The organism is Saccharopolyspora sp. CA-218241 (assembly GCF_050954615.1).
Classification (GTDB): domain Bacteria; phylum Actinomycetota; class Actinomycetes; order Mycobacteriales; family Pseudonocardiaceae; genus Saccharopolyspora; species Saccharopolyspora cebuensis.
The window spans coordinates 5,246,015-5,265,005 of sequence record NZ_CP191860.1; the positions used below are offsets into that span (position 1 = coordinate 5,246,015).

At 73.5% G+C, this 18,991-nt stretch carries 17 protein-coding genes; 9 read left to right on the forward strand and 8 right to left on the reverse strand.

What is annotated here, in order from left to right; translation table 11 throughout:
- Positions 1 to 38 precede the first annotated feature (38 nt).
- The 3 genes from ACQP0T_RS24755 to ACQP0T_RS24765 form a co-directional block, all read right to left on the reverse strand.
- Entirely contained in the window at positions 39 to 917 is an 879-nt protein-coding gene (locus tag ACQP0T_RS24755; RefSeq protein WP_433870212.1) for a LysR family transcriptional regulator, read from the reverse strand.
- Between the two features lie 83 nt (positions 918 to 1,000).
- The gene (locus tag ACQP0T_RS24760; protein ID WP_433870213.1) at positions 1,001 to 2,323 is read right to left on the reverse strand and encodes an MFS transporter; all 1,323 of its coding nucleotides are present in this window, start codon (positions 2,321 to 2,323) and stop codon (positions 1,001 to 1,003) included.
- 63 nt (positions 2,324 to 2,386) lie between these two features.
- Positions 2,387 to 3,154, reverse strand: a complete 768-nt coding sequence (locus tag ACQP0T_RS24765) for a 3-hydroxybutyrate dehydrogenase (RefSeq protein WP_433870214.1) — start codon at positions 3,152 to 3,154, stop codon at positions 2,387 to 2,389.
- A 169-nt stretch (positions 3,155 to 3,323) separates the two neighbouring features.
- Here ACQP0T_RS24765 and ACQP0T_RS24770 point away from each other — a divergent pair, with 169 nt between their 5' ends.
- The 6 genes from ACQP0T_RS24770 (at position 3,324) to ACQP0T_RS24795 (ending at position 9,044) form a co-directional block, all read left to right on the forward strand.
- Positions 3,324 to 3,638: a hypothetical protein gene (locus tag ACQP0T_RS24770; RefSeq protein WP_433870215.1), complete on the forward strand. Its 315-nt coding sequence runs from the start codon at positions 3,324 to 3,326 to the stop codon at positions 3,636 to 3,638.
- 352 nt (positions 3,639 to 3,990) lie between these two features.
- On the forward strand, positions 3,991 to 4,716 hold the full coding sequence (locus ACQP0T_RS24775; RefSeq protein ID WP_433870216.1) for a PIG-L deacetylase family protein: 726 nt from the start codon (positions 3,991 to 3,993) through the stop codon (positions 4,714 to 4,716).
- A gap of 32 nt (positions 4,717 to 4,748) precedes the next feature.
- On the forward strand, positions 4,749 to 5,492 hold the full coding sequence (locus ACQP0T_RS24780; protein WP_433870217.1) for a hypothetical protein: 744 nt from the start codon (positions 4,749 to 4,751) through the stop codon (positions 5,490 to 5,492).
- A gap of 134 nt (positions 5,493 to 5,626) precedes the next feature.
- Entirely contained in the window at positions 5,627 to 6,379 is a 753-nt protein-coding gene (locus ACQP0T_RS24785) for a hypothetical protein (protein ID WP_433870218.1), read from the forward strand.
- Between the two features lie 294 nt (positions 6,380 to 6,673).
- Entirely contained in the window at positions 6,674 to 8,107 is a 1,434-nt protein-coding gene (locus ACQP0T_RS24790; protein WP_433870219.1) for a serine/threonine-protein kinase, read from the forward strand.
- Positions 8,108 to 8,306: 199 nt separating this feature from the next.
- Complete coding sequence (locus ACQP0T_RS24795) at positions 8,307 to 9,044, forward strand: serine/threonine-protein kinase (protein ID WP_433870220.1); 738 nt, start codon at positions 8,307 to 8,309, stop codon at positions 9,042 to 9,044.
- A 774-nt stretch (positions 9,045 to 9,818) separates the two neighbouring features.
- Here the strand turns inward: ACQP0T_RS24795 and ACQP0T_RS24800 are convergent.
- Positions 9,819 to 10,736, reverse strand: a complete 918-nt coding sequence (locus ACQP0T_RS24800; RefSeq protein ID WP_345357911.1) for a LysR family transcriptional regulator — start codon at positions 10,734 to 10,736, stop codon at positions 9,819 to 9,821.
- A gap of 111 nt (positions 10,737 to 10,847) precedes the next feature.
- On the opposite strand from ACQP0T_RS24800, the gene ACQP0T_RS24805 reads away from it, so the two are divergent.
- On the forward strand, positions 10,848 to 11,918 hold the full coding sequence (locus ACQP0T_RS24805; protein ID WP_433870221.1) for a DMT family transporter: 1,071 nt from the start codon (positions 10,848 to 10,850) through the stop codon (positions 11,916 to 11,918).
- 103 nt (positions 11,919 to 12,021) lie between these two features.
- Here the strand turns inward: ACQP0T_RS24805 and ACQP0T_RS24810 are convergent, their stop codons facing one another.
- Together ACQP0T_RS24810 and ACQP0T_RS24815 are read right to left on the reverse strand one after the other, a co-directional pair.
- The gene (locus ACQP0T_RS24810) at positions 12,022 to 12,699 is read right to left on the reverse strand and encodes a response regulator (protein WP_433870222.1); all 678 of its coding nucleotides are present in this window, start codon (positions 12,697 to 12,699) and stop codon (positions 12,022 to 12,024) included.
- A gap of 12 nt (positions 12,700 to 12,711) precedes the next feature.
- Complete coding sequence (locus ACQP0T_RS24815) at positions 12,712 to 14,001, reverse strand: ATP-binding protein (RefSeq protein ID WP_433873837.1); 1,290 nt, start codon at positions 13,999 to 14,001, stop codon at positions 12,712 to 12,714.
- Positions 14,002 to 14,112: 111 nt separating this feature from the next.
- Here ACQP0T_RS24815 and ACQP0T_RS24820 point away from each other — a divergent pair, with 111 nt between their 5' ends.
- Positions 14,113 to 15,306: a PspC domain-containing protein gene (locus ACQP0T_RS24820; protein ID WP_433870223.1), complete on the forward strand. Its 1,194-nt coding sequence runs from the start codon at positions 14,113 to 14,115 to the stop codon at positions 15,304 to 15,306.
- Entirely contained in the window at positions 15,299 to 15,466 is a 168-nt protein-coding gene (locus ACQP0T_RS24825) for a hypothetical protein (RefSeq protein ID WP_433870224.1), read from the forward strand. The genes ACQP0T_RS24820 and ACQP0T_RS24825 overlap by 8 nt, the downstream gene beginning before the upstream one ends.
- 172 nt (positions 15,467 to 15,638) lie before the next feature.
- Here the strand turns inward: ACQP0T_RS24825 and guaA are convergent, their stop codons facing one another.
- Both guaA and ACQP0T_RS24835 read right to left on the reverse strand, forming a co-directional pair.
- Entirely contained in the window at positions 15,639 to 17,225 is a 1,587-nt protein-coding gene (gene guaA / locus ACQP0T_RS24830; RefSeq protein ID WP_345357896.1) for a glutamine-hydrolyzing GMP synthase, read from the reverse strand.
- 77 nt (positions 17,226 to 17,302) lie between these two features.
- Positions 17,303 to 18,988 (reverse strand): FAD-dependent oxidoreductase, encoded by a 1,686-nt coding sequence (locus ACQP0T_RS24835; RefSeq protein ID WP_433870225.1) that lies wholly within the window; start codon positions 18,986 to 18,988, stop codon positions 17,303 to 17,305.
- Between the last annotated feature and the right edge of the window lie 3 nt (positions 18,989 to 18,991).

Sequence of the window (18,991 nt, forward strand, 5' to 3'; positions counted from 1 at the left end):
CGCGGGGTGGCCGGAACGGGCCCCGCGCGCGGATGCTCCTACCGGTCGTCGCGCTCGACCATGTCCCAGAACTCCCGCGCGGCGGGCGTGATCGGTGCCCGCCTGGTGATCAGCCACAGGTCGAGGTGCGCGGGCGGTTCGAGGTCGAGCACCCGCAAGCCCATCCGGCGCGCGACGGCCCCCCAGCCGTCGGTGAGGACGGCGCTGCCCACCCCGCCGGCGACCAGCGTGAGGACCTGCTCGCGGTGTTCGGTCTCGACCACCACGTCCAGGTCGATCCCCCGGCTGCGCATCTCCTCGATCAGCGACCGCATCCCGGTGCCGCGCGGCCCGGCGATCAGCCGCCTGCCCGCCAGGTCCTCGCGCCGGAGGGCGCCCTCGGGCGCCTCGTCGTCGCCGCTGGTGATGAGCACGAACCGCTGGCTGCGCAACCGCCGCGTCACCAGGTCCGCGTCGTGCAGCGGGTGCGGGGTGCCGAGCACGCCGAGCTCGCAGGAGCCGGAGCGGACGATCTCGATGGTGCGTTCGGCGGTGGCCGCGGCGACGACGTTCACCGTGACACCGGGGGCCCGGCGCCCGAATTCGCCGATCAGGTCGCTGAGCGGGTCGATGGCGGGCGAGGGCATGCTGGCGATGTCGATCCGGCCGTGGCGCAGCCCCTTGACCGCGTTGATCGTCTCCCCGGCCACCTGGAGGTCCCGCAGCACCTGACGGGCCGGTCCGACCAGGGCCCGCCCGGCCTCGGTGAGCGTGACCCCCCGGCTGTGGCGGTGGAACAGCGGCGCGTCGAGCTTGCGTTCCAGCGCCTTGATCGCCTGCGACAGCGACGGCTGCGCCAGGTGCAGGTGTTCGGCGGCGCGCACGAAGCCCTCGTGGTCGACCACCGCCAGGAAGTAGCTCAACTGTCGTGAATCCATCCGAAGCCTCCCGCGGCGAATAGGTGGAACCTATCGCCGGGGGAGCCAGGATGCCGCGGGCCTGTCGCCGCCGCGCTCGCGGCTCACACCGCGTGGTCGGCGGTCAGGTCCCGGTCGCGCGTCTCCGGCGACCACACCACCGCGACCACCGTGACCACCGCGCACAGCGCCACGTAGATCGAGATCGGCACCGAGGAGCCGAACGCGGCCAGCAGCCCCGTCGCGATGATCGGCGCCAGCGAGCCGGCCACGATCGACGCGAGCTGGTAGCCGATGGACGCGCCGGAGTAGCGCACCCGGGTGCCGAACAGCTCCGAGAAGAACGCCGCCTGCGGGCCGTACATCGCGCCGTGGAACACCAGCCCGATCGTGGTCGCCACCGTGATCACCGCGAAGGACTCGGTGTCCAGCATGGTGAAGAAGGGGAACGCCCACAGCCCGGTGCCGACCGCGCCCACCAGGTACACCGGGCGCCGCCCGACCCGGTCCGACAACGCGCCCCACAGCGGGATGCTCGCGAAGTGCACCAGCGCCGCGATCAGCGAGGCGTTCAGCGCGACCCCGCGCGGCAGCCCGAGGAACGTGGTCACGTAGGTGAGCACGAACGACGTCAGCATGTAGTAGACGACGTTCTCGGCGAACCGGGCGCCCATCGCGGTGAGCACCTCGCGCCGGTAGCGGCGCAGCACCTCGACGACCGGCGGCTTGTCCGCGGCGCCGGTGCGCTCGGCTTCCGCCCGCGCGGCCAGGAACACCGGCGATTCCTCCACCGCCAGCCGCACCCACAGCCCGACCAGCACCAGCACGCCGGACAGCAGGAACGCGATCCGCCAGCCCCAGGCCAGGAACGCCTCCTCGGTCTGCACCGCGGCCAGCACCGCCAGCACCGCGGTGCCCAGCAGGTTGCCCAGCGGCACCCCGGCCTGCGGCCAGGACGCCCAGAAGCCCCGGTGCTTCGCCGAGCCGTGCTCGGTGACGATGAGGACCGCACCGCCCCACTCGCCGCCGATCGCGAAGCCCTGCACCAGCCGCAGCAGGGTCAGCAGCAGCGGTGCCGCCGCCCCGACCGCCTGGTGGGTGGGCAGCAGGCCGATCAGGAACGTCGCGCCGCCCATCATCACCAGGCTCAGCACCAGCAGCTTCTTGCGGCCGAGCCGGTCGCCGAAGTGGCCGAACACCAGACCGCCGATGGGCCGCGCGACGAAGCCGACCGCGTAGGTGACGAAGGCCAGCAGGGTGCCGATCAGCGGATCGCCGGTCGGGAAGAACAGGCGGTTGAAGACCAGGGCCGCCGCCGAGCCGTAGAGGAAGAAGTCGTACCACTCCACGGTGGTGCCGACCAGGCTCGCCAACACCACGCGACCGGTGCCGGTCCGCGCGGGCGTGCTGTCGGGTTCGGTGCGCATCGCGGCGCCTCCTCGGGATCAGGGCCTTCTTCGACGTCCTCGTCGTCCGCGGCGGGACGGCCCTCAGTGCGCGGTCCAGCCGCCGTCCATCGCCATCGACGCCCCGGTGACCGAGCTGGTCCCGGGCCCGCACAGCCACACCACGAGCTCGGCGACCTCCTCCGGCTCGACCAGCCGCTTGACCGCGCTGCGGGCCAGCAGCACGTCCTCCAGCACCTCGGACTCCGGGACCCGGTGCAGCTCGGCCTGCTCGGTGAGCTGCCGCTCCACCAGCGGGGTCCGCACGAAGCCGGGGTTGACGCAGTTCGAGGTCACGCCGTAGCGGGCGCCCTCCAGCGCGATCGTCTTGGACAGCCCCTCCACCGCGTGCTTGGCGGTGACGTAGGCGGACTTGTACCGGGACGCGCGCAGGCCGTGCACCGAGGAGATGTTGATGACCCGGCCCCAGCCGCGCCGGTACATCCCGGGCAGCGCGGTGCGCACGATGCGGAACGGGGACTCCACCATCACCCGCAGCATCGCGCTGAAGGTCTCCGGCGGGAACTCGTGCACCGGCGCGACGTGCTGGAAACCGGCGTTGTTGACCACCACGTCGGCCCGCTCCCCCAGCGCACCGGCGACCTCCGGATCGCTCAGGTCCACCACCCGGGCCTCCGCGCCGAGCTCGGCGGCCACCGCCTCCACCGCCTCCGCCGCGCGGTCGGCCAGCACCACCTCGGCGCCCGCCCCGACGAGCCCGCGCGCCACGGCGGCCCCGATCCCGCTGGCCCCGCCGGTGACCACGGCGCGTTTGCCGGCCAGCACGTGCTCCGGCGTGTGAAGGGCGCTCATACCCACGCAACCTAGGCGTGAGGCGCGTCTCAATCCAGCCCCGGAGCACAACCGTTTCCGCGCCCGGACCTCACGGAGCGCCGCCCCGGCGGCCCCGCACCCCGGTGCTCAGGCCTTCTCCGGGATATCACCCATACCGGGCAGGCCCGGAACAAGGCAGACTGGGGGCATGTTCATCATCGGAGTTGTCGCCACCCTCGTGACCCTCGTGGCGGTGCTGATCGGCGCCGGGCACGCGGGTTACCTCGGGATGCTGTCCTCGGCGGCCAAGAAGCGGCCCGGCGGACAGCCCGCGGTCGACTTCGCCAAGAAGCGGATGCCGTCGGCGGGCGTCGGCCTCGGCATCGGGCTGCTCGCGCTGCTGTTCTCCCTCGGCGACGGCGGCACCGACATCGTGGCCATCCTGCTCGCCGGTGGCGGCGGGTTCTACTCGCTGAAGCAGTTGCAGAACACGCAAGCAAAGTTCCGCAACGGCCAGTTTTGATCTGTGCGGTGGTCGTTTTGCGTGGCGGTGCGGGTGGCGGAACCTCAGCTGTCTTCTCGCTCCGGGCGCCCTTCTTGATGTATTCCAATACACGGCATCAGGGCGTCCTCGCGAGAAGACAGCTGAGAACCCGCGGCGGTGCAAGTTGCGAGGGTGGGGTAGTGCGGAAGCGGTTCGCGCCGCTTGCCTGACGGTGGTTGCTGGTGGCGCGTGGGTGGGCGCTTCGGCTTCGCCGTTTGCCTGACCGGGGTTGGGTTTTTGGCACGGGTGGGCGTGAACAACCTTTGATCAACTCGGGTGATGGGGGCGCGTCCGGGAGGATCATGGGGGGTCGGGGCACTACGATGTGACCATGACCACTCCGCCGGATGTCGACGTCGAGCGGGCGCTCGTGGTCACCGCGCACCCCGACGACGTCGACTTCGGCACGGCGGGGACGGTCTCGACGTGGACCGGCGCGGGCATCGCGGTCACCTACTGCGTCTGCACCGCGGGTGATTCGGGGGCCTTCGAGGGCGTCCCGCGCGGCGAGGTCGCCCGGCTGCGCCGGGACGAGCAGCGGGCCGCCGCGACCGCCGTCGGCGTCTCCGACGTGCGCTTCCTCGACCACCAGGACGGCCGGGTGGTCGCCGACCTCGGGCTGCGCCGCGACATCGCCCGGGTGATCCGGCAGGTCCGGCCGCAGCTGGTCGTCAGCCACTCGCCCGAGATCGCCTGGGAGCACCTCGTGGTCTCGCACCCGGACCACCGCGCGGTCGGGGAAGCGGCGCTGGCCGCGGTCTACCCCGACGCGCGCAACGAGCACGCCCACCCGGAGCTGCTCGACGAGGGCCTGGCGCCGTGGACGGTGCCCGCGCTGTGGCTCTCCGGTTCACCCGAACAGCGGATCAACCGCGCGGTCGACATCACCGATCACTTCGAAGCGAAGCTCGCCGCCCTCGCGGCGCACCGCTCCCAGACCGCGCACCTGGACGATCTCCGGGACACCATGCGGCAGCACCTCGAACGCAACGCGCAGCGGCACGGCCTCGCCGCCGGGCGCCTCGCCGAGGTCTTCCACGCGGTCGACACGTCGTGAACTCCGAGGACTACGCGGGATCGGGGGTTCCCATGCACCACGCACGCGCGTCCGCCCCGGACGACCGGGATCCGGACGCCGACGGGCTGCACGCCTTCAACCTGGGCATGGTGCCCGCCTCGGTCACCCCGCCGCGCACCTGGCGGCACGCCGCCTGGTTCGCCATCACCGCCTCCGCCGCGTCGCTGGGCGGGCTGCTGGTCGCCACCACCATGCTGGTCGGCGGCGGCCACACCATCGACGGGCTGCAACTGCCGAGCATGCCGCGCGGCGGCGAGTACCCGCCGCTGCTGCGCCGCACCGACGCCCCCACCCCGCCCGCCGCGCCGGACTCCTCGGACCGGGCGCCCGCCGCGGTGCGCGGGGAATCCGCCGGTCCGTCCCGCGGGCCCGTGCCCGCACCGCCCGCCACCTCGCGCCCACCGGGCACCGCGACCACCCCGTCCCCCGCACCGCCGCCCCCGGCGGTGCCCCCGCCCGCGCCGTCCCCGGCCGCGACCGCGCCCGCCCCGCCGTCGGCGACCACCGCGCCGCCGGACCGGGAACCGCTGATCGAGCCGCTGCCGAGCCCGCTGACCGCGGAACCGGCCGAGCCCACCGCGACGTCCCCGCAGCCTCCGGGATCCGCCGCGCAGCAGTACCTCGACGAGATCACCCGCGAAGAGCTCCACCGGTTCTGCGACCAGGCGCGCCGGGGGCAGCACTCCTGGCCGTTCGCCGACCGGTGCCCGGAGGCGACCGGGGCGCCGCCCGGTACCGCCAGGACGGCAACCTGATCACGGCGACTGCTCCGATCGTGTGATCACTGCCGGTAACGCCGGGTGAACCAGCGGACCAGCCGACCAACCCGCCGCCGAGAGGCGGTACGAGTTGCACCAGAGGCTGGAACCGACAGAAGACGGACCCCGACGTGGACCACTCGCCCGCCAGCGGCAGCAACGGCCGAGACACCCGTGCGCGCACCGTCGAGGAGCTGCGGAGCAGGCAGCGGTCCGCCTCCGAGCACCACCGGTGGTTCTCCGAGCTGCTGTTCCGCCCGCCGCAGGCCAACGAGGGCACGCCGACCATCAGCAGCCGGCTCGTCTTCCTCTCCCTGGGAGCGGTCCTGGTGCTGGGGTCGGGCGCCGCCGCGAGCACGATCATCGCGCTGCCCGTCCCGCGCCCGAACCCGGTGACCCGCACCCAGGCGATCATCGGTGCCGCGGCGCTGCGCCCGGACGTGGCGCGGCAGGCGAGCTGGCCGTACGCCGGGACCACCTGGCCGTCCGCCGAGCTCCCCGCCCCGCCGGTGCCCGACCCGGTCCGCCCCGACGTCGTGGCCAACCCCATCGCGGGCAGCTCCGAAGCCGCGCTGGCGGTGGTCGCCGACTTCTACGCGCTGGTGGCCGACGATGCCGCCGCTGCCGCCGAGCTGATCGCCCCCGAGCTGATCGGCGACCGCGCCGACCTGGTGCGGGCCTGGGACGCGGTGTCGGCGACCCGGCACTCCGCGTGGGTCGAACGCGGCGGCGCCGTGCGGGCGGAGGTCGAGGTGGACTACCCGGACGGGCACCGGGTGGTGCTGCACCAGCGGCTCGACGTCGAGGTCGGCATCGCGCCGCGGATCGTCGGTGCCGAGCTGCTGCGCGCCCGGCACCGCACCCCGAGCCCGTACCGCCCATGACCTGCACCACACCGCCGCGGGGAGCGGACCTCCCCCGCCGCACCGCGGGACCGGCCGGGCCGCGTACCGTCGGATCGGAGGCGCCGACTTCCGCACTTCGGGCCTATGCCGAACCGGCGTGGGCTAGGCTGCCGTAACGCGGTCGGGATGACAGCCGGGCCGCGCCGCAACGTGTACATGTCGGCGAGCCGATCACGGCCCGCCGTATCCGCCGATGTCCGGCGGGGTCGCGCGGCCGGGACGACCGCCGCCAACGGCCGCTTCGGGCATCGATAGCAGTACGGGGAGACGTCGGTGAGCGACGAAGGTCGCCTGGTCGCCGGACGCTACCGAGTGCAGCGACGCATCGGCAGTGGCGCGATGGGCGTGGTGTGGGAGTGTGTCGACGAACGCCTGCACCGCACGGTCGCGGTCAAGCAGTTGCTGCTGCAGCCCGGGTTGGACCCGGGTGAGGCCGAGGAAGCGCGGCAACGGGCCATGCGGGAGGGCCGCATCGCGGCCCGGCTCCAGCACCCGAACGCCATCTCGGTCTACGACGTGGCGGAGGACGAAGGCCAGCCTGTTCTGGTCATGGAGTACCTGCCGTCGACCAGCCTCGGGGCGATGATGTCCGAGCACGGTCCGCTGCCGCCGCGCGAGGTGGCCCGGATCGGTGCTCAGGTCGCCTCCGCGCTGGGCGCCGCGCACTCGGCCGGGGTGGTGCACCGGGACATCAAGCCCGGCAACATCCTGCTCGGCGACAACGGCATGGTGAAGATCACCGACTTCGGGATCTCGCGCGCCCAAGGCGACGTCCAGGTCACCAAGACCGGGATGCTCGCGGGCACGCCCGCCTACCTGTCGCCGGACGTCGCGATGGGGCAGGAACCCACGCCCGCGTCCGACGTGTTCTCGCTCGGCGCCACGCTCTACGCCGCGATCGAGGGCCACCCGCCGTTCGGCCTCAACGAGAACACCCTCGCGCTGCTGCACGCGGTCGCGGCGGGCCGGATCGAGCCGCCGCAGCAGGCCGGTGCGATGACCGACCCGCTGATGGCGATGATGGCCGCGCGCGTCGAGGACCGGCCGGACATGGCGCAGGTCCGCGAGATGCTGCAACAGGTCTCCGACGGCGCCGCGGTGACCTCGATCCCGACGATGGCCGCACCGATCCCGCCCGCGCTGGCGCCGGAGAGCAGCAGGCCGGACCTGGCGCCGACCTCGGTCACGCCGCAGGACCGCACCACCGTCGCGCACTACGAGGACGACCCGTACACCGAGCGGGAGTACGACGACGCGACCTCGTACATGGGCAAGGACACCCGGGCCGACGACGTCCGGGAGCGCCGCAGCAAGCGCCCGATGGTGGTCTCGGGCATCGCGATGGTCGCCGTCGCGGTGATCGCGGTGCTGGTGACCACGGCCCTGCTGCGCTCGCCGTCGCAGCCGGAGAACGCGGGCAACCAGCAGCCGCAGAACACCCAGCCGGCGCTGCCACCACCTCCGGCGCCGACCACCGAGTCGACCGAGCAGTCCCAGACCTACGAGGAGGAAACCTCGGTCACCACGACGGAGCAGCAGACGACCACGCAGCAGGAGACCACCTCGGAGCAGACCTCCGAGGAGACCACGCCGTCCGAGGAGACCTCGGAGGCGCCGACGTCGGAGAGCCAGGAGGACGGCGGCAGCGGCGAGCCCACCGGCGGCGCCACCTCCACCGCCAGCGGGGGCGCGGAGTCGACCGGCTGACGGGTCGACGACGAACACCGGCGAGGCCGGGGTGCGCACCGCGGCGTGGCGCCCCGGCCTCCCGTTTTGGGCGGTTGGCGCACCCGGCGTGCAGCGGGCCGGGTGCGGCCCAGTAACGTGGGACACCGTCGGGTGAAGCTGGCCACGGGGGTCCGGTCAGTCCTGTTCGAGTAGGCAGAGCCAGTACCAGGAGACACCTGTGAGCGCCGAAGGTCGTTTGATCGCGGGCCGCTACCGCTTGGAACAGCGCATCGGCAGTGGCGCCATGGGCGTGGTGTGGCGGGCCGTCGACGAGCGGCTGCACCGGACCGTGGCGGTCAAGCTGCTGATCGTGCAGCCGGGCTACACCCCCGAGGAAACCGAGGAGGCCCGCCAGCGCACCATGCGCGAGGGCCGGATCGCCGCGCGGTTGCAGCACCAGAACGCCATCGTCGTGTTCGACACGGCGGAGGACGAGGGCCAGCCCGTGCTGGTCATGGAATACCTGCCGTCGCAGAGCCTGGCCACCGTGATCAGCGAGCACGGCGTGCTCCCGCCGATGCAGGTGGCCAAGATCGGCCTCCAGGTCGCCGGCGCGCTGGCCGCCGCCCACATGGCCGGCATCGTGCACCGCGACCTCAAGCCGGGCAACATCCTGCTCGGCGACAACGGCATGGCCAAGATCACCGACTTCGGCATCTCCCGCGCGATCGGCGACGTGGCGGTGACCAAGAGCGGCATCCTCGCGGGCACGCCCGCCTACCTGGCCCGGAGGTGGCGCTGGGACGCGATCCGGCGCCCGCCTCCGACGTGTTCTCCCTGGGTTCCACCCTCTACGCCGCGATCGAGGGCACCCCGCCGTTCGGCGTGGACGACAACGCGATCAGCCTGCTGCACCGGGTGGCGCGCGGTGAGGTCGACGAACCGCAGCAGGCCGGTCCGATGGGCCCCGCGCTGATGCAGCTCCTGCGGCCGGACCCGGTGGAGCGCCCGACCATGGCCCAGGCGCGGGACCTGCTGCAGGCCGTGGTCGACGGCCGCCCGATCCCGAACGCGACGCCGAACGCGGGCTGGCAGCGCCCGGCGGCGGGCACCACCCGCCAGCAGCAGCCGCCCTCGCGCACCCGGGTCGCGGCCGGTGCCGCGCCCGCGACCCACTACGGCCCGGCGGTCGCCGAATCCCCCTCCTCGCAGCGCAACTGGCGCACCATCGCGGTGTGGGTGGCCGCGGTCATCGCGGCGGTGCTGGTGGGCGTGCTGGCCGCGAACGCCTTCGGCGGCCGGGGCGGGGACGCGCAGTCCAGCGCGCCTCCGCCGTCCGAACCGGCCCCGCCGCCGGTCGCGTCCCAGCCGACCACGACCGAGGCGGCGCCCACCACGACGACGGCGGCGGCCACCACCACGACGACGACCTCCACGCCGACCACGACCAGCGAGCAGGAGCGCGAGCAGCCCACCGCCAAGGACCTGGAGAAGACGGTCCGCGAGTACTACAAGCTGATGCCCGACGACACCGACGAGGGCTGGGAGCTGCTCGGGCCGGGACTGAAGCAGCAGGGCAAGAAGTCCTACGAGAACTTCTGGGACGGCATCGACGACGTCAAGATCGTCGACGGCCCGAAGGCCTCCGGCAACAACGTCGTGGTGACGCTGAGGTTCACCAAGGACGGCGAGGACAGCACCGAGCGGCACGTGCTCGGCATGGCCATGCGCGGGGACGGCACCGTCCTGATCAACTCCGACCGGCTGGCGTGATCTCCGCCGTCTCGCGCAGCGCGCGCACCATCGTCCGGGTGGCGGGCAGGTCCGCGATCGACTCGCGCACCGCCACGTGCAGGCTGCGCACCGGTTCCGGCCGGCGCACCGGGCGCACCGCCACCCCGGGGTGCACCACCTCCAGGCCGAGCCGGGGCACCAGCGCGACCCCCAGCCCGGCGGCCACGAAGCCCTGCGCCGAGTAGCTGTCCGGCGCCTCCAGCACCACCCGCGGCGTGAACCCGGCGCTGGCGTAGGCGTCGGCCAGCGCGCGGGAGCACACGTCGTCGGTGCCGGTGGGGGCGCTGTTCACCCACGGCTGGTCGGCGAGCCGGGCGAGGTCCACGCGGTCCTGCCCGGCGGCCGGGTGGTCCAGCGGCAGCACCACCCGGTACGGGTCGTCCACCAGGTGCGCGAAGCGGATCCCGCGTCGCTGCGGGACATCCCGCCACACCACCAGCACCGCGACGTCGGCGGTCCCGGCGGCGAGGTCGGCGAGCAGGTGCTCCTCCTGCATCTCCAGGTCGAGCTGCACCTCGGGGTGGTCGGCCCGGAACTTCGCGACCGCGGTGGGGACCAGGCCCACCGAGGCGGTCTGGAAGAACCGCAGGCGCAGCAGCCCGGTCCGCCCGGCGCGCAGATCCGCGAGTTCGGCCTCGGTCTCGCCGAGCAACCCGGCCAGCGCCTCGGCGCGCTCGGCCAGCAGCACCCCGGCGGGGGTGGGGCGCAGGCCGCGACCGGCCTTCTCCAGCAGCGGGATGCCCGCTTCCCGTTCCAGGGTGGCGAGCTGCTGGCTGATGGCCGAGGGCGTGTAGCCGAGGTTGGCCGCCGCCGCGCTCACCGATCCGCTGCTGACCACCGCGCGCAGCACCTGCATCCGGCGTACGTCCAGCATGGCGCCACCTTACAGCATCGCTGAAATGTCATTGGAGAACTTTTCACTTGTCCTTACCACTGTTCGCGCGCATGGTGAAGCGGTACGACCCGGCGATCACGCGGAGCGGTGATGAACAACCCGATGAGCCACCTGCGGCTCGGCGCCTTGGCCCTGCTGTGGGGATCGAGCTTCCTGCTGATCAAGCTGGCGCTCGCCGCGCTGGCGCCCACCCAGATCGCGCTGGCCCGCATCGCGCTGGGCGCGCTGGTGCTGCTCGGGCTCTGCGCGCTGCGCGGGCTGCGACCGCGCGGCGGGCCGTCGCTGTGGCGGCGGGTCGCGGTCGCGGCGCTGTTCGCCAGCGCGCTGCCGTGGGTGCTCTTCGGCGTCGGCGAGCAGACCGTCGGCTCCGGGCTCACCGGGGTGCTCAACGCGACGACACCGCTGTGGACCCTGCTGTTCGGGCTGCTCGTCGGCCGCGAGGCCAGGCTCACCGGCACCCGGATCGGCGGGCTGGTGCTCGGCTTCCTCGGCGTGCTGCTCATCCTCGCCCCGTGGCGGGGCGGCGAGGAGCTGAGCTGGGGAGTGCTCGCCTGCCTCGGCGCGGCGGCCAGCTACGGCGTCGGCTACGTCTACATCGGGCGGAAGCTGACCGGACCGGACATCCCGCCGCCGCTCGCGCTGGCGGCCATGCAGATGGTGGCGGCGACCGGGCTCGCGGTGCTGGCGCTGCCGATCGACGGGCTGCGGCCGATCGGGTGGGACCCGGTGGCGCTGCTGGCCGTCGCGGTGCTCGGCGTCCTCGGCACCGGGCTCGCCTTCGCGCTGAACTACCAGCTCATCGCCGACGAGGGCGCGACCACCGCCTCCACCGTCGCCTACCTGATGCCGATCGTCTCGGTGCTGCTCGGCCGCCTGGTCCTCGACGAACCCCTCGGCTGGCGCGTCCTCGCGGGCATGGCCGTCGTCCTCCTCGGCGTCGCCCTCACCCGCAACCACCGCCCCACCACCCCGACGCCAGCGGAGCCGACGCCACCGGAGCCCCCCACCGCACCGGCGGCCACAACGACGGCGGCGACGGCCACGGCGGGTCCGGCCACGATCCAGCAGCCCACCACCGCCACCCCGACGGCAACCACCGCGAAGCGCGAGCACGGCCTCCGGGTCTACGCCGACCTCGCCCGCAACCACCCGATGAAGTGAACTCGAAACCTGGTGAGGGGCACCCTGCACCACATGACTCGGTACAGGGTGCCCCTCACTCGGCTCACGATCGGGTGGTGGCCGGTCACCGGCCGTGCGCGGGTCAGACCAGGCGGCGGTCGGTGGCCCAGCGGGAGAGCTCGTAGCGGTTGGAGAGCTGGGTCTTGCGCAGGACGCTGGAGACGTGGGTCTCCACCGTCTTCACCGAGATGTAGAGCTCGGCGGCGATCTCCTTGTAGGCGTAGCCGCGCGCGAGCAGCCGCAGCACGTCGCGCTCCCGCGGGGTGAGCAGGTCCAGCTCCGGATCGCCCACCGGCGTCGACCCCGGCCCCTCGGCGAACGCGTCGAGCACGAACCCCGCCAGCCGGGGCGAGAACACCGCGTCGCCGCCCCGGACCCGGACCACCGCGTCGGCGAGCTCCCGACCGGAGATCGTCTTGGTGACGTAGCCGCGGGCACCCGCCCGGATCACCGCGATGACGTCCTCGGCGGCGTCGGACACCGACAGCGCCAGGAACACCGCCGCCGACTCCCCCGCCTTGACCCGGCGCAGCACCTCGGCGCCGCCGCCGTCGGGCATGTGCACGTCCAGCAGCACGACCTCCGGCGCCCAGTGCCCGATGCCCGCGACCGCCTCGGCCACCGATCCCGCCTCGCCGACGACCTCCACCCGGTCGGCCGCCGCGGCGAGCTCGGCCCGAACCCCGGCGCGGAACAGCGCGTGGTCGTCGACCAGGAACACCCGCACCGGCCGCTGGTCGTCACCCTCCGGACTCGTCACGATCCACTCCCCTCACGCCGCGTCCGCGCGCGGCATCCGCATCTGCACCTCGGTACCGGACCCGGGCGCGGTGCGCAGCCGCACCTCGCCGCCGTGGCGCTCGACCCGACCGCGCACCGAATCGGCCAGCCCGTGCCGGTCGTCCGGGACCTGCTCGGGGTCGAAGCCCCGCCCCCGATCCCGCACGTAGACCGACACCGCCTCGCCCTCCACCTCGGCGTACACGCTGACCTCGCCGACCCCGGCGTGCTTGGCGGCGTTGACGATCGCCTCGCGGGCCGCCGCCAGCAGCGCCGCGAGCCGCTCGTCGAGGTCGCAGTCGCCCACCGCGACCTGCTGGACCTGGATGGCGAAGCCGTCCTCCACCTCGCCGCAGATCCGGGCCAGCTCGGCCGACAGCACGCTCGCCGCGACGGTCTGCTGCCGCCCACCACCGTAGCCGTCCGCGCCGTACAACCAGCCGCGCAGCTCGCGCTCCTGCCCCCGGGCCAGCCGCTGCACCTCGCGCGGCGACTCGGCCTGCTTCTGGATCAGCGCGAGCGTCTGCAGCACCGAGTCGTGCAGGTGCGCGGCGATCTCGGCGCGCTCCTCGGACCGGATGCGGTCGGCGCGCTCCACGTTGAGGTCGCGCACCAGCCGGACCCACCACGGCACGGTGAGCACCGCGACCCCGACCAGCGTCGCCAGCACCGCCAGCAGCACGAACTGCACCTGGTTCTCCCAGGCCGCGGTGACCAGGAAGAGCACGATCCCGAGCACCACCAGCGCGGCGCCCGCCAGCAGCCGCACCGGCGACTTCCAGCCGCTTTCGAGCAGTCCCGAGCGGGCGCCCTCGCGCCAGCGGCGGCGCTGCGACTCGTCGGCCTCCCGCCAGACCACCGCCGCGCCGACCAGCCCGACCACCATCGGCAGGGTCACCCACTGCGGCAGCGAGATCAGGGAGCCGACCGCGACCATCAGGCCGGCGCCGAGCAGCACCAGCCCGTAGCCCTGCTGGCGTTCCCGCGCGCTGGCCGGCCGCTGCTCCTCCTCGGCGCGCTGCGGCACGAACACCCACAGCATCGCGTAGGCGAGGACGCCGGAGCCGCCGAAGGCCGCGAGCAGGACGAACGCGACGCGCACCCACAGCAGCGGGATGGCGAGGTGCTCGGCGACGCCGCCCGCCACCCCGGCGATCAACCGGCCGTCGCGCCGCCTGCGCAACGAGTGCTGCTCCGGGACCGGGGCCATCGCCCGCTGCGCGGCGCGGCGCACCGCCGACGCCTTCGGGCGGTGCCTGTCCTTGACCTTCACGTCATCGATGTTCACACGATCGCACGGGCGACCACATCGGGGAACGGCCCGCACCGTTCCGGGGGCGCTCAGGGAGGACCCTGATGCACCGACCGATCACCGACCCGAATAGTGGGGACCATGAGCGAGCGGTCCAAGCCGAGCGGCTTCGAGGACACCATGCGCGACTTCTGGGCGACGCGTCCGGTGCGTCCGAAGGTCGGCCGGAAGCTGGGCGGGGTGAGCGCGGCGATCGGCCTGCGCTACGGCATCGATCCGGTGCTGGTGCGCGTGGCCTTCGTGGTCGCGGCCTGCTACGGCGGGGCGGGCATCCTGCTGTACCTGCTGGGCGCGCTGCTGTTCCCGAGGGAGGACGACCAGGGCAGGCGGCATCCCACCTCGATGCCGGTCGCCGCGGTGCTGGTGCTGCTGATGCTGCCCGCCACCGCGTTCGCCCAGCACATGACCGGGTTCCTCGGCGTCGCCCTCGGGCTGCTGGGGCTGTTCCTGCTGCACCGCTCCCACGGCGACCGCGTGCAGCCGGTGACCGCGCCCGCCGCCGCACCGGCCGCCCCGCCGACCACCGCGCCGACCGCGCCGGTCCGACCGACCGGCGACAACGTCTGGGTCTACCCCTCGGAGACCCAGCAGGCACCGCCCTCGTGGGATCCGCTCGGGGCCGCGCCGTTCGCCTGGGACCTGCCCGAACCCGCGCCCGAGGAACCCCCGCCGCCGCCCCGCCGGAACCGCCGCTGGATCACCCTGAGCACGCTGCTGGTCGCCGCGGGCGTGGCGGTGCTGCTCCACGCGTCGGGGATCGCGGCCCCCGTCGTGGTGGCCTGCGCGCTCGGCGTGCTCGGACTGGGCATGGTGCTCGGCGCGTTCCTGCGCGGCGGCCGGGGTCTGATCGCGGTGGCGATCCCGGTGGGGGCGTTCGCGCTCCTGGTCAGCTCGGCGACGCTGCCCGACCAGCTCGAGGGCATCGGCGACCACAGCGCGAGCCCGACCACGCCGGAGGCGCTGGCCCCGCGCTACGAGACCGGCATGGGCACCGTGCAGCTCGACCTGGAAGACCTGGTGTTGCCGCCGGACCGGATGCTGCGCACCGAGGTCCACGTCGCGATCGGCGACGTCGTGGTGTGGCTGCCGCCGGACATGGACGTGGTGACGACCTGCTCGGCCGGGACCGGCTCGGTGCAGTGCCTGGACCGCCGCTTCGAAGGCCAAGGCGTGCACCGGACCCACCACGACTGGGGTGCGGACGGGGAAGGCGGCGGACGGCTGGTCCTGGACCTGTCCGTCGGTACGGGAAACGTGGAGGTGCACCGTGGCTGAGCGCGGACCCGACCCTCTCGCCCTGGTGGCGGGGCTGCTGACGTTGGCGGTCTCCGGCTACCTGCTGCTCGGGCTCACCTGGGACCTGCGGTGGGCGCTGGGAGCCGGAGCGGTGCTGCTCGGCGGGGCCTTCCTGATCGCCTCCCTGGCCCGCCAGTGACCCACCGATCGACCTGAATGAAATGAGGGGCACCTTCGTCCGACCATGCCGGATGGAGGTGCCCCTCATTCAGGTACCGAACGGGTGAGGACGGGCCGCCGGGGGTCACCGGGGCCCTGGGTTCACCGGGGCCCCGGGTCACCGGGAGTCGGGGGTCACCGGGAGTCGGGGGTCACTCCCACTCGATGGTCCCCGGGGGCTTCGACGTCACGTCCAGGGTGACCCGGTTGACCTCGGCGACCTCGTTGGTGATGCGGGTGGAGATCCGCTCCAGCACCTCGTAGGGCAGGCGGGTCCAGTCGGCGGTCATGGCGTCCTCGCTGGAGACCGGGCGCAGCACGATCGGGTGACCGTAGGTGCGGCCGTCGCCCTGCACGCCGACCGAGCGGACCTCGGCGAGCAGCACCACCGGGCACTGCCAGATGTCGCGGTCCAGGCCCGCCGCGGTGAGCTCCTCGCGGGCGATGGCGTCGGCGGCGCGCAGCGTGCGCAGCCGGTCCGCGGTGACCTCGCCGATGATCCGGATGCCCAGGCCGGGGCCGGGGAACGGCTGCCGGTGCACGATGGTCTCCGGCAGGCCCAGCTCGAGGCCGACCCGGCGGACCTCGTCCTTGAACAGCGCCCGCAGCGGCTCCACCAGCTCGAACTGGAGGTCCTCGGGCAAGCCGCCGACGTTGTGGTGGCTCTTGATGTTGGCCGCGCCGGAGCCGCCGCCGGATTCCACGACGTCCGGGTAGAGCGTGCCCTGCACCAGGAAGTCGACCTGCTCACCGGCCTCGCCCGCCTGCTCGACGAGGTCGCGCGCGGTCTGCTCGAAGGTCCGGATGAACTCCCGGCCGATGATCTTGCGCTTCTCCTCGGGGTCGGTGACCCCGGCCAGCGCGTCGAGGAACCGGTCGGCCACGTCGACGGTCACCAGGTTGACCCCGGTGGCGGCCACGAAATCCCGCTCCACCTGGGTCCGCTCCCCCGCGCGCAGCAACCCGTGGTCGACGAACACGCAGGTCAGCTGGTCGCCGATGGCGCGCTGCACCAAGGCTCCCGCGACCGCCGAGTCGACGCCGCCGGACAGCGCGCAGATCGCCCGCCGGCTGCCGACCCGCTCCCGGATCGCCGCCACCGACTCGTCGACGATGGACGCGGTGGTCCACTGCGGCTTGATGCCGGCGATGTCGTGCAGGAAGCGCCGCAGCACCTCCTGGCCGTGCGGCGAGTGCGCCACCTCGGGGTGGTACTGCACGCCCGCCAGCCGCCGCTGGACGTCCTCGAACGCCGCGACGGGGGTGCCGTCGGTGCCCGCCGTGACGGTGAAGCCCTCCGGCGCCTTGCTCACCGAGTCGCCGTGGCTCATCCACACCGGGTGGTGGCCGGGCAGCTCCTCGTGCAGCGCACCGCCCTCGCCGGTGACGCCCAGCTCGGTGCGGCCGTACTCGCGGGTCCCGGTGTGCTCCACGGTGCCGCCGAGCGCCTGGGTCATCACCTGGAAGCCGTAGCAGATGCCGAACACCGGCACGTCCTGGTCGAACAGCGCGCTGTCGACCCGGGGAGCCCCGTCGGCGTACACGCTGGACGGCCCGCCGGAGAGCACGATGGCGGCCGGATCGCGGCGCATCAGCTCCTCGACCGGCGTGTCGTGCGGGACGACCTCGGAATAGACCTGCGCCTCCCGCACCCGCCGCGCGATGAGCTGGGCGTACTGGGCGCCGTAGTCGACGACGAGGACTGGCCCCTTGTCGCCGTTGCTCGTGGTACCTGACACGTCGTCGAAACCTCCTGGCGGGATCGGTGCGCTGGCCCCCATTGTCCCAGGTGACCGACCCGCACCGCCCTCCGGGCTCACCGCGGCCGCAGCGCCGCCGGGGCGTGTTCGGGCACCGCCGGGCGGCGCGGTCCGACCGGGTCGAGCCGCACGTAGCCCGCCCCCTGCTCGGGTCGCGGATCGGCCTCGCCCTTGTTCGGCCACAGCGCGAACGCCCGCTCGGCCTGGGCGGTGATCGTCAGCGACGGGTTCACGCCCAGGTTCGCGCTGATCGCCGAGCCGTCCACGATCGACAGCGTCGGGTAGCCGTGCGCCCGGTGGTAGGGGTCGATCACGCCGCGACCGGGGTCCTCGGCGATCGGGCAGCCGCCGATGAAGTGCGCCGTCATCGGCATGTCGAACAGCTCGCCCCAGCTCCCGCCCGCGACGCCGCCGATCGCCGCCGCGACCCGCTCGTTGGCCTCCTCCCCGGCCGGGATGAAGGTCGGGTTCGGCGCCCCGTGGCCCTGCTCCGAGGTGAGCCGGGCGCGGCCGAAGCGGCGCTTGAGCCGGGTGGTCAGCGAGTTGTCCAGGCTCTGCATGACCAGCAGGATCACCGTGCGCTGGCTCCAGTGCCGCACCCACAGCAGCCGCAGCGACCGCAGCGGGTGCGCGACGAGGAACGCCAGCCACTGCTTCCAGCGCGGGGTGTCCAGCCCGCCCTTGGTGGGCAGCGTCTGGAGCAGCCCCATCGCGTTGGCGCCCTTGGTGTAGCGGACCGGTTCGATGTGGGTGTCCTCGTCGGGGTGGAACGACGAGGTGATCGCGACGCCGGTGGAGAAGTCGCGCTCGGGGTCCACCGACAGGGTCTGGGCGCCGATGATGGCCTCGGAGTTGGTCCGGGTGAGCCGCCCCAGCGTCGACGACAGCGCGGGCAGGTCGCCCCGCTCGCGGCAGCGGTGCAGCAGGTTCTGGGTGCCCCAGGTGCCCGCGGCCACGACCACCTGGTCGGCGGTGAACACCTGCGGGTCGAACGCCGCCGCGGCCCCGGTGCGCCGGGTGCCGACCCGCCAGCGGCCGTCCCGGCCCCGCGCCATCCGGTGCACCGTGGTCATCGGGAAGATCCGCGCCCCGCCCGCCTCGGCGAGGTGCAGGTAGTTCTTGACCAGGGTGTTCTTCGCGCCGACCCGGCAACCCGTCATGCAGGCGCCGCACTCGGTGCACCCGGTGCGCGCCGGGCCCGCGCCGCCGAAGTACGGGTCCTCGGCGGTGCGGCCGGGCTCGCCGAAGTGCACGCCGACCGGGGTGCGGTGGAAGGTCCCGCCCACCCCCATCTCCCCGGCGACCTGCTTGATCACCCGGTCCGACGGGGTCTCGGTGGGGTTCTCGACGACGCCCAGCATCCGGGTGGCCTGGTCGTAGTGCGGGGCCAGCTCGGACTCCCAGTCGGTGATGTGCGCCCACTGGGTGTCGGTGTAGAACGGCTTCAGCGGCCGGTAGAGCGTGTTGGCGTAGTTCAGCGATCCGCCGCCCACCCCGGCCCCGGCCAGGATCAGGCAGTCCCGCAGCAGGTGGATGCGCTGGATGCCGAAGCAGCCGAGGTGCGGCGCCCACAGGAACCGGCGCAAGTCCCACGACGTCTTGGGCAGTTCGTCGTCGGAGAAGCGGCGGCCCGCCTCCAGCACCGCGACGCGGTAGCCCTTCTCCGTCAACCGCAACGCGGCCACGCTGCCGCCGAACCCGGAACCGATGACCACCACGTCGAAGTCGCGCGCTCCAGCCATGCC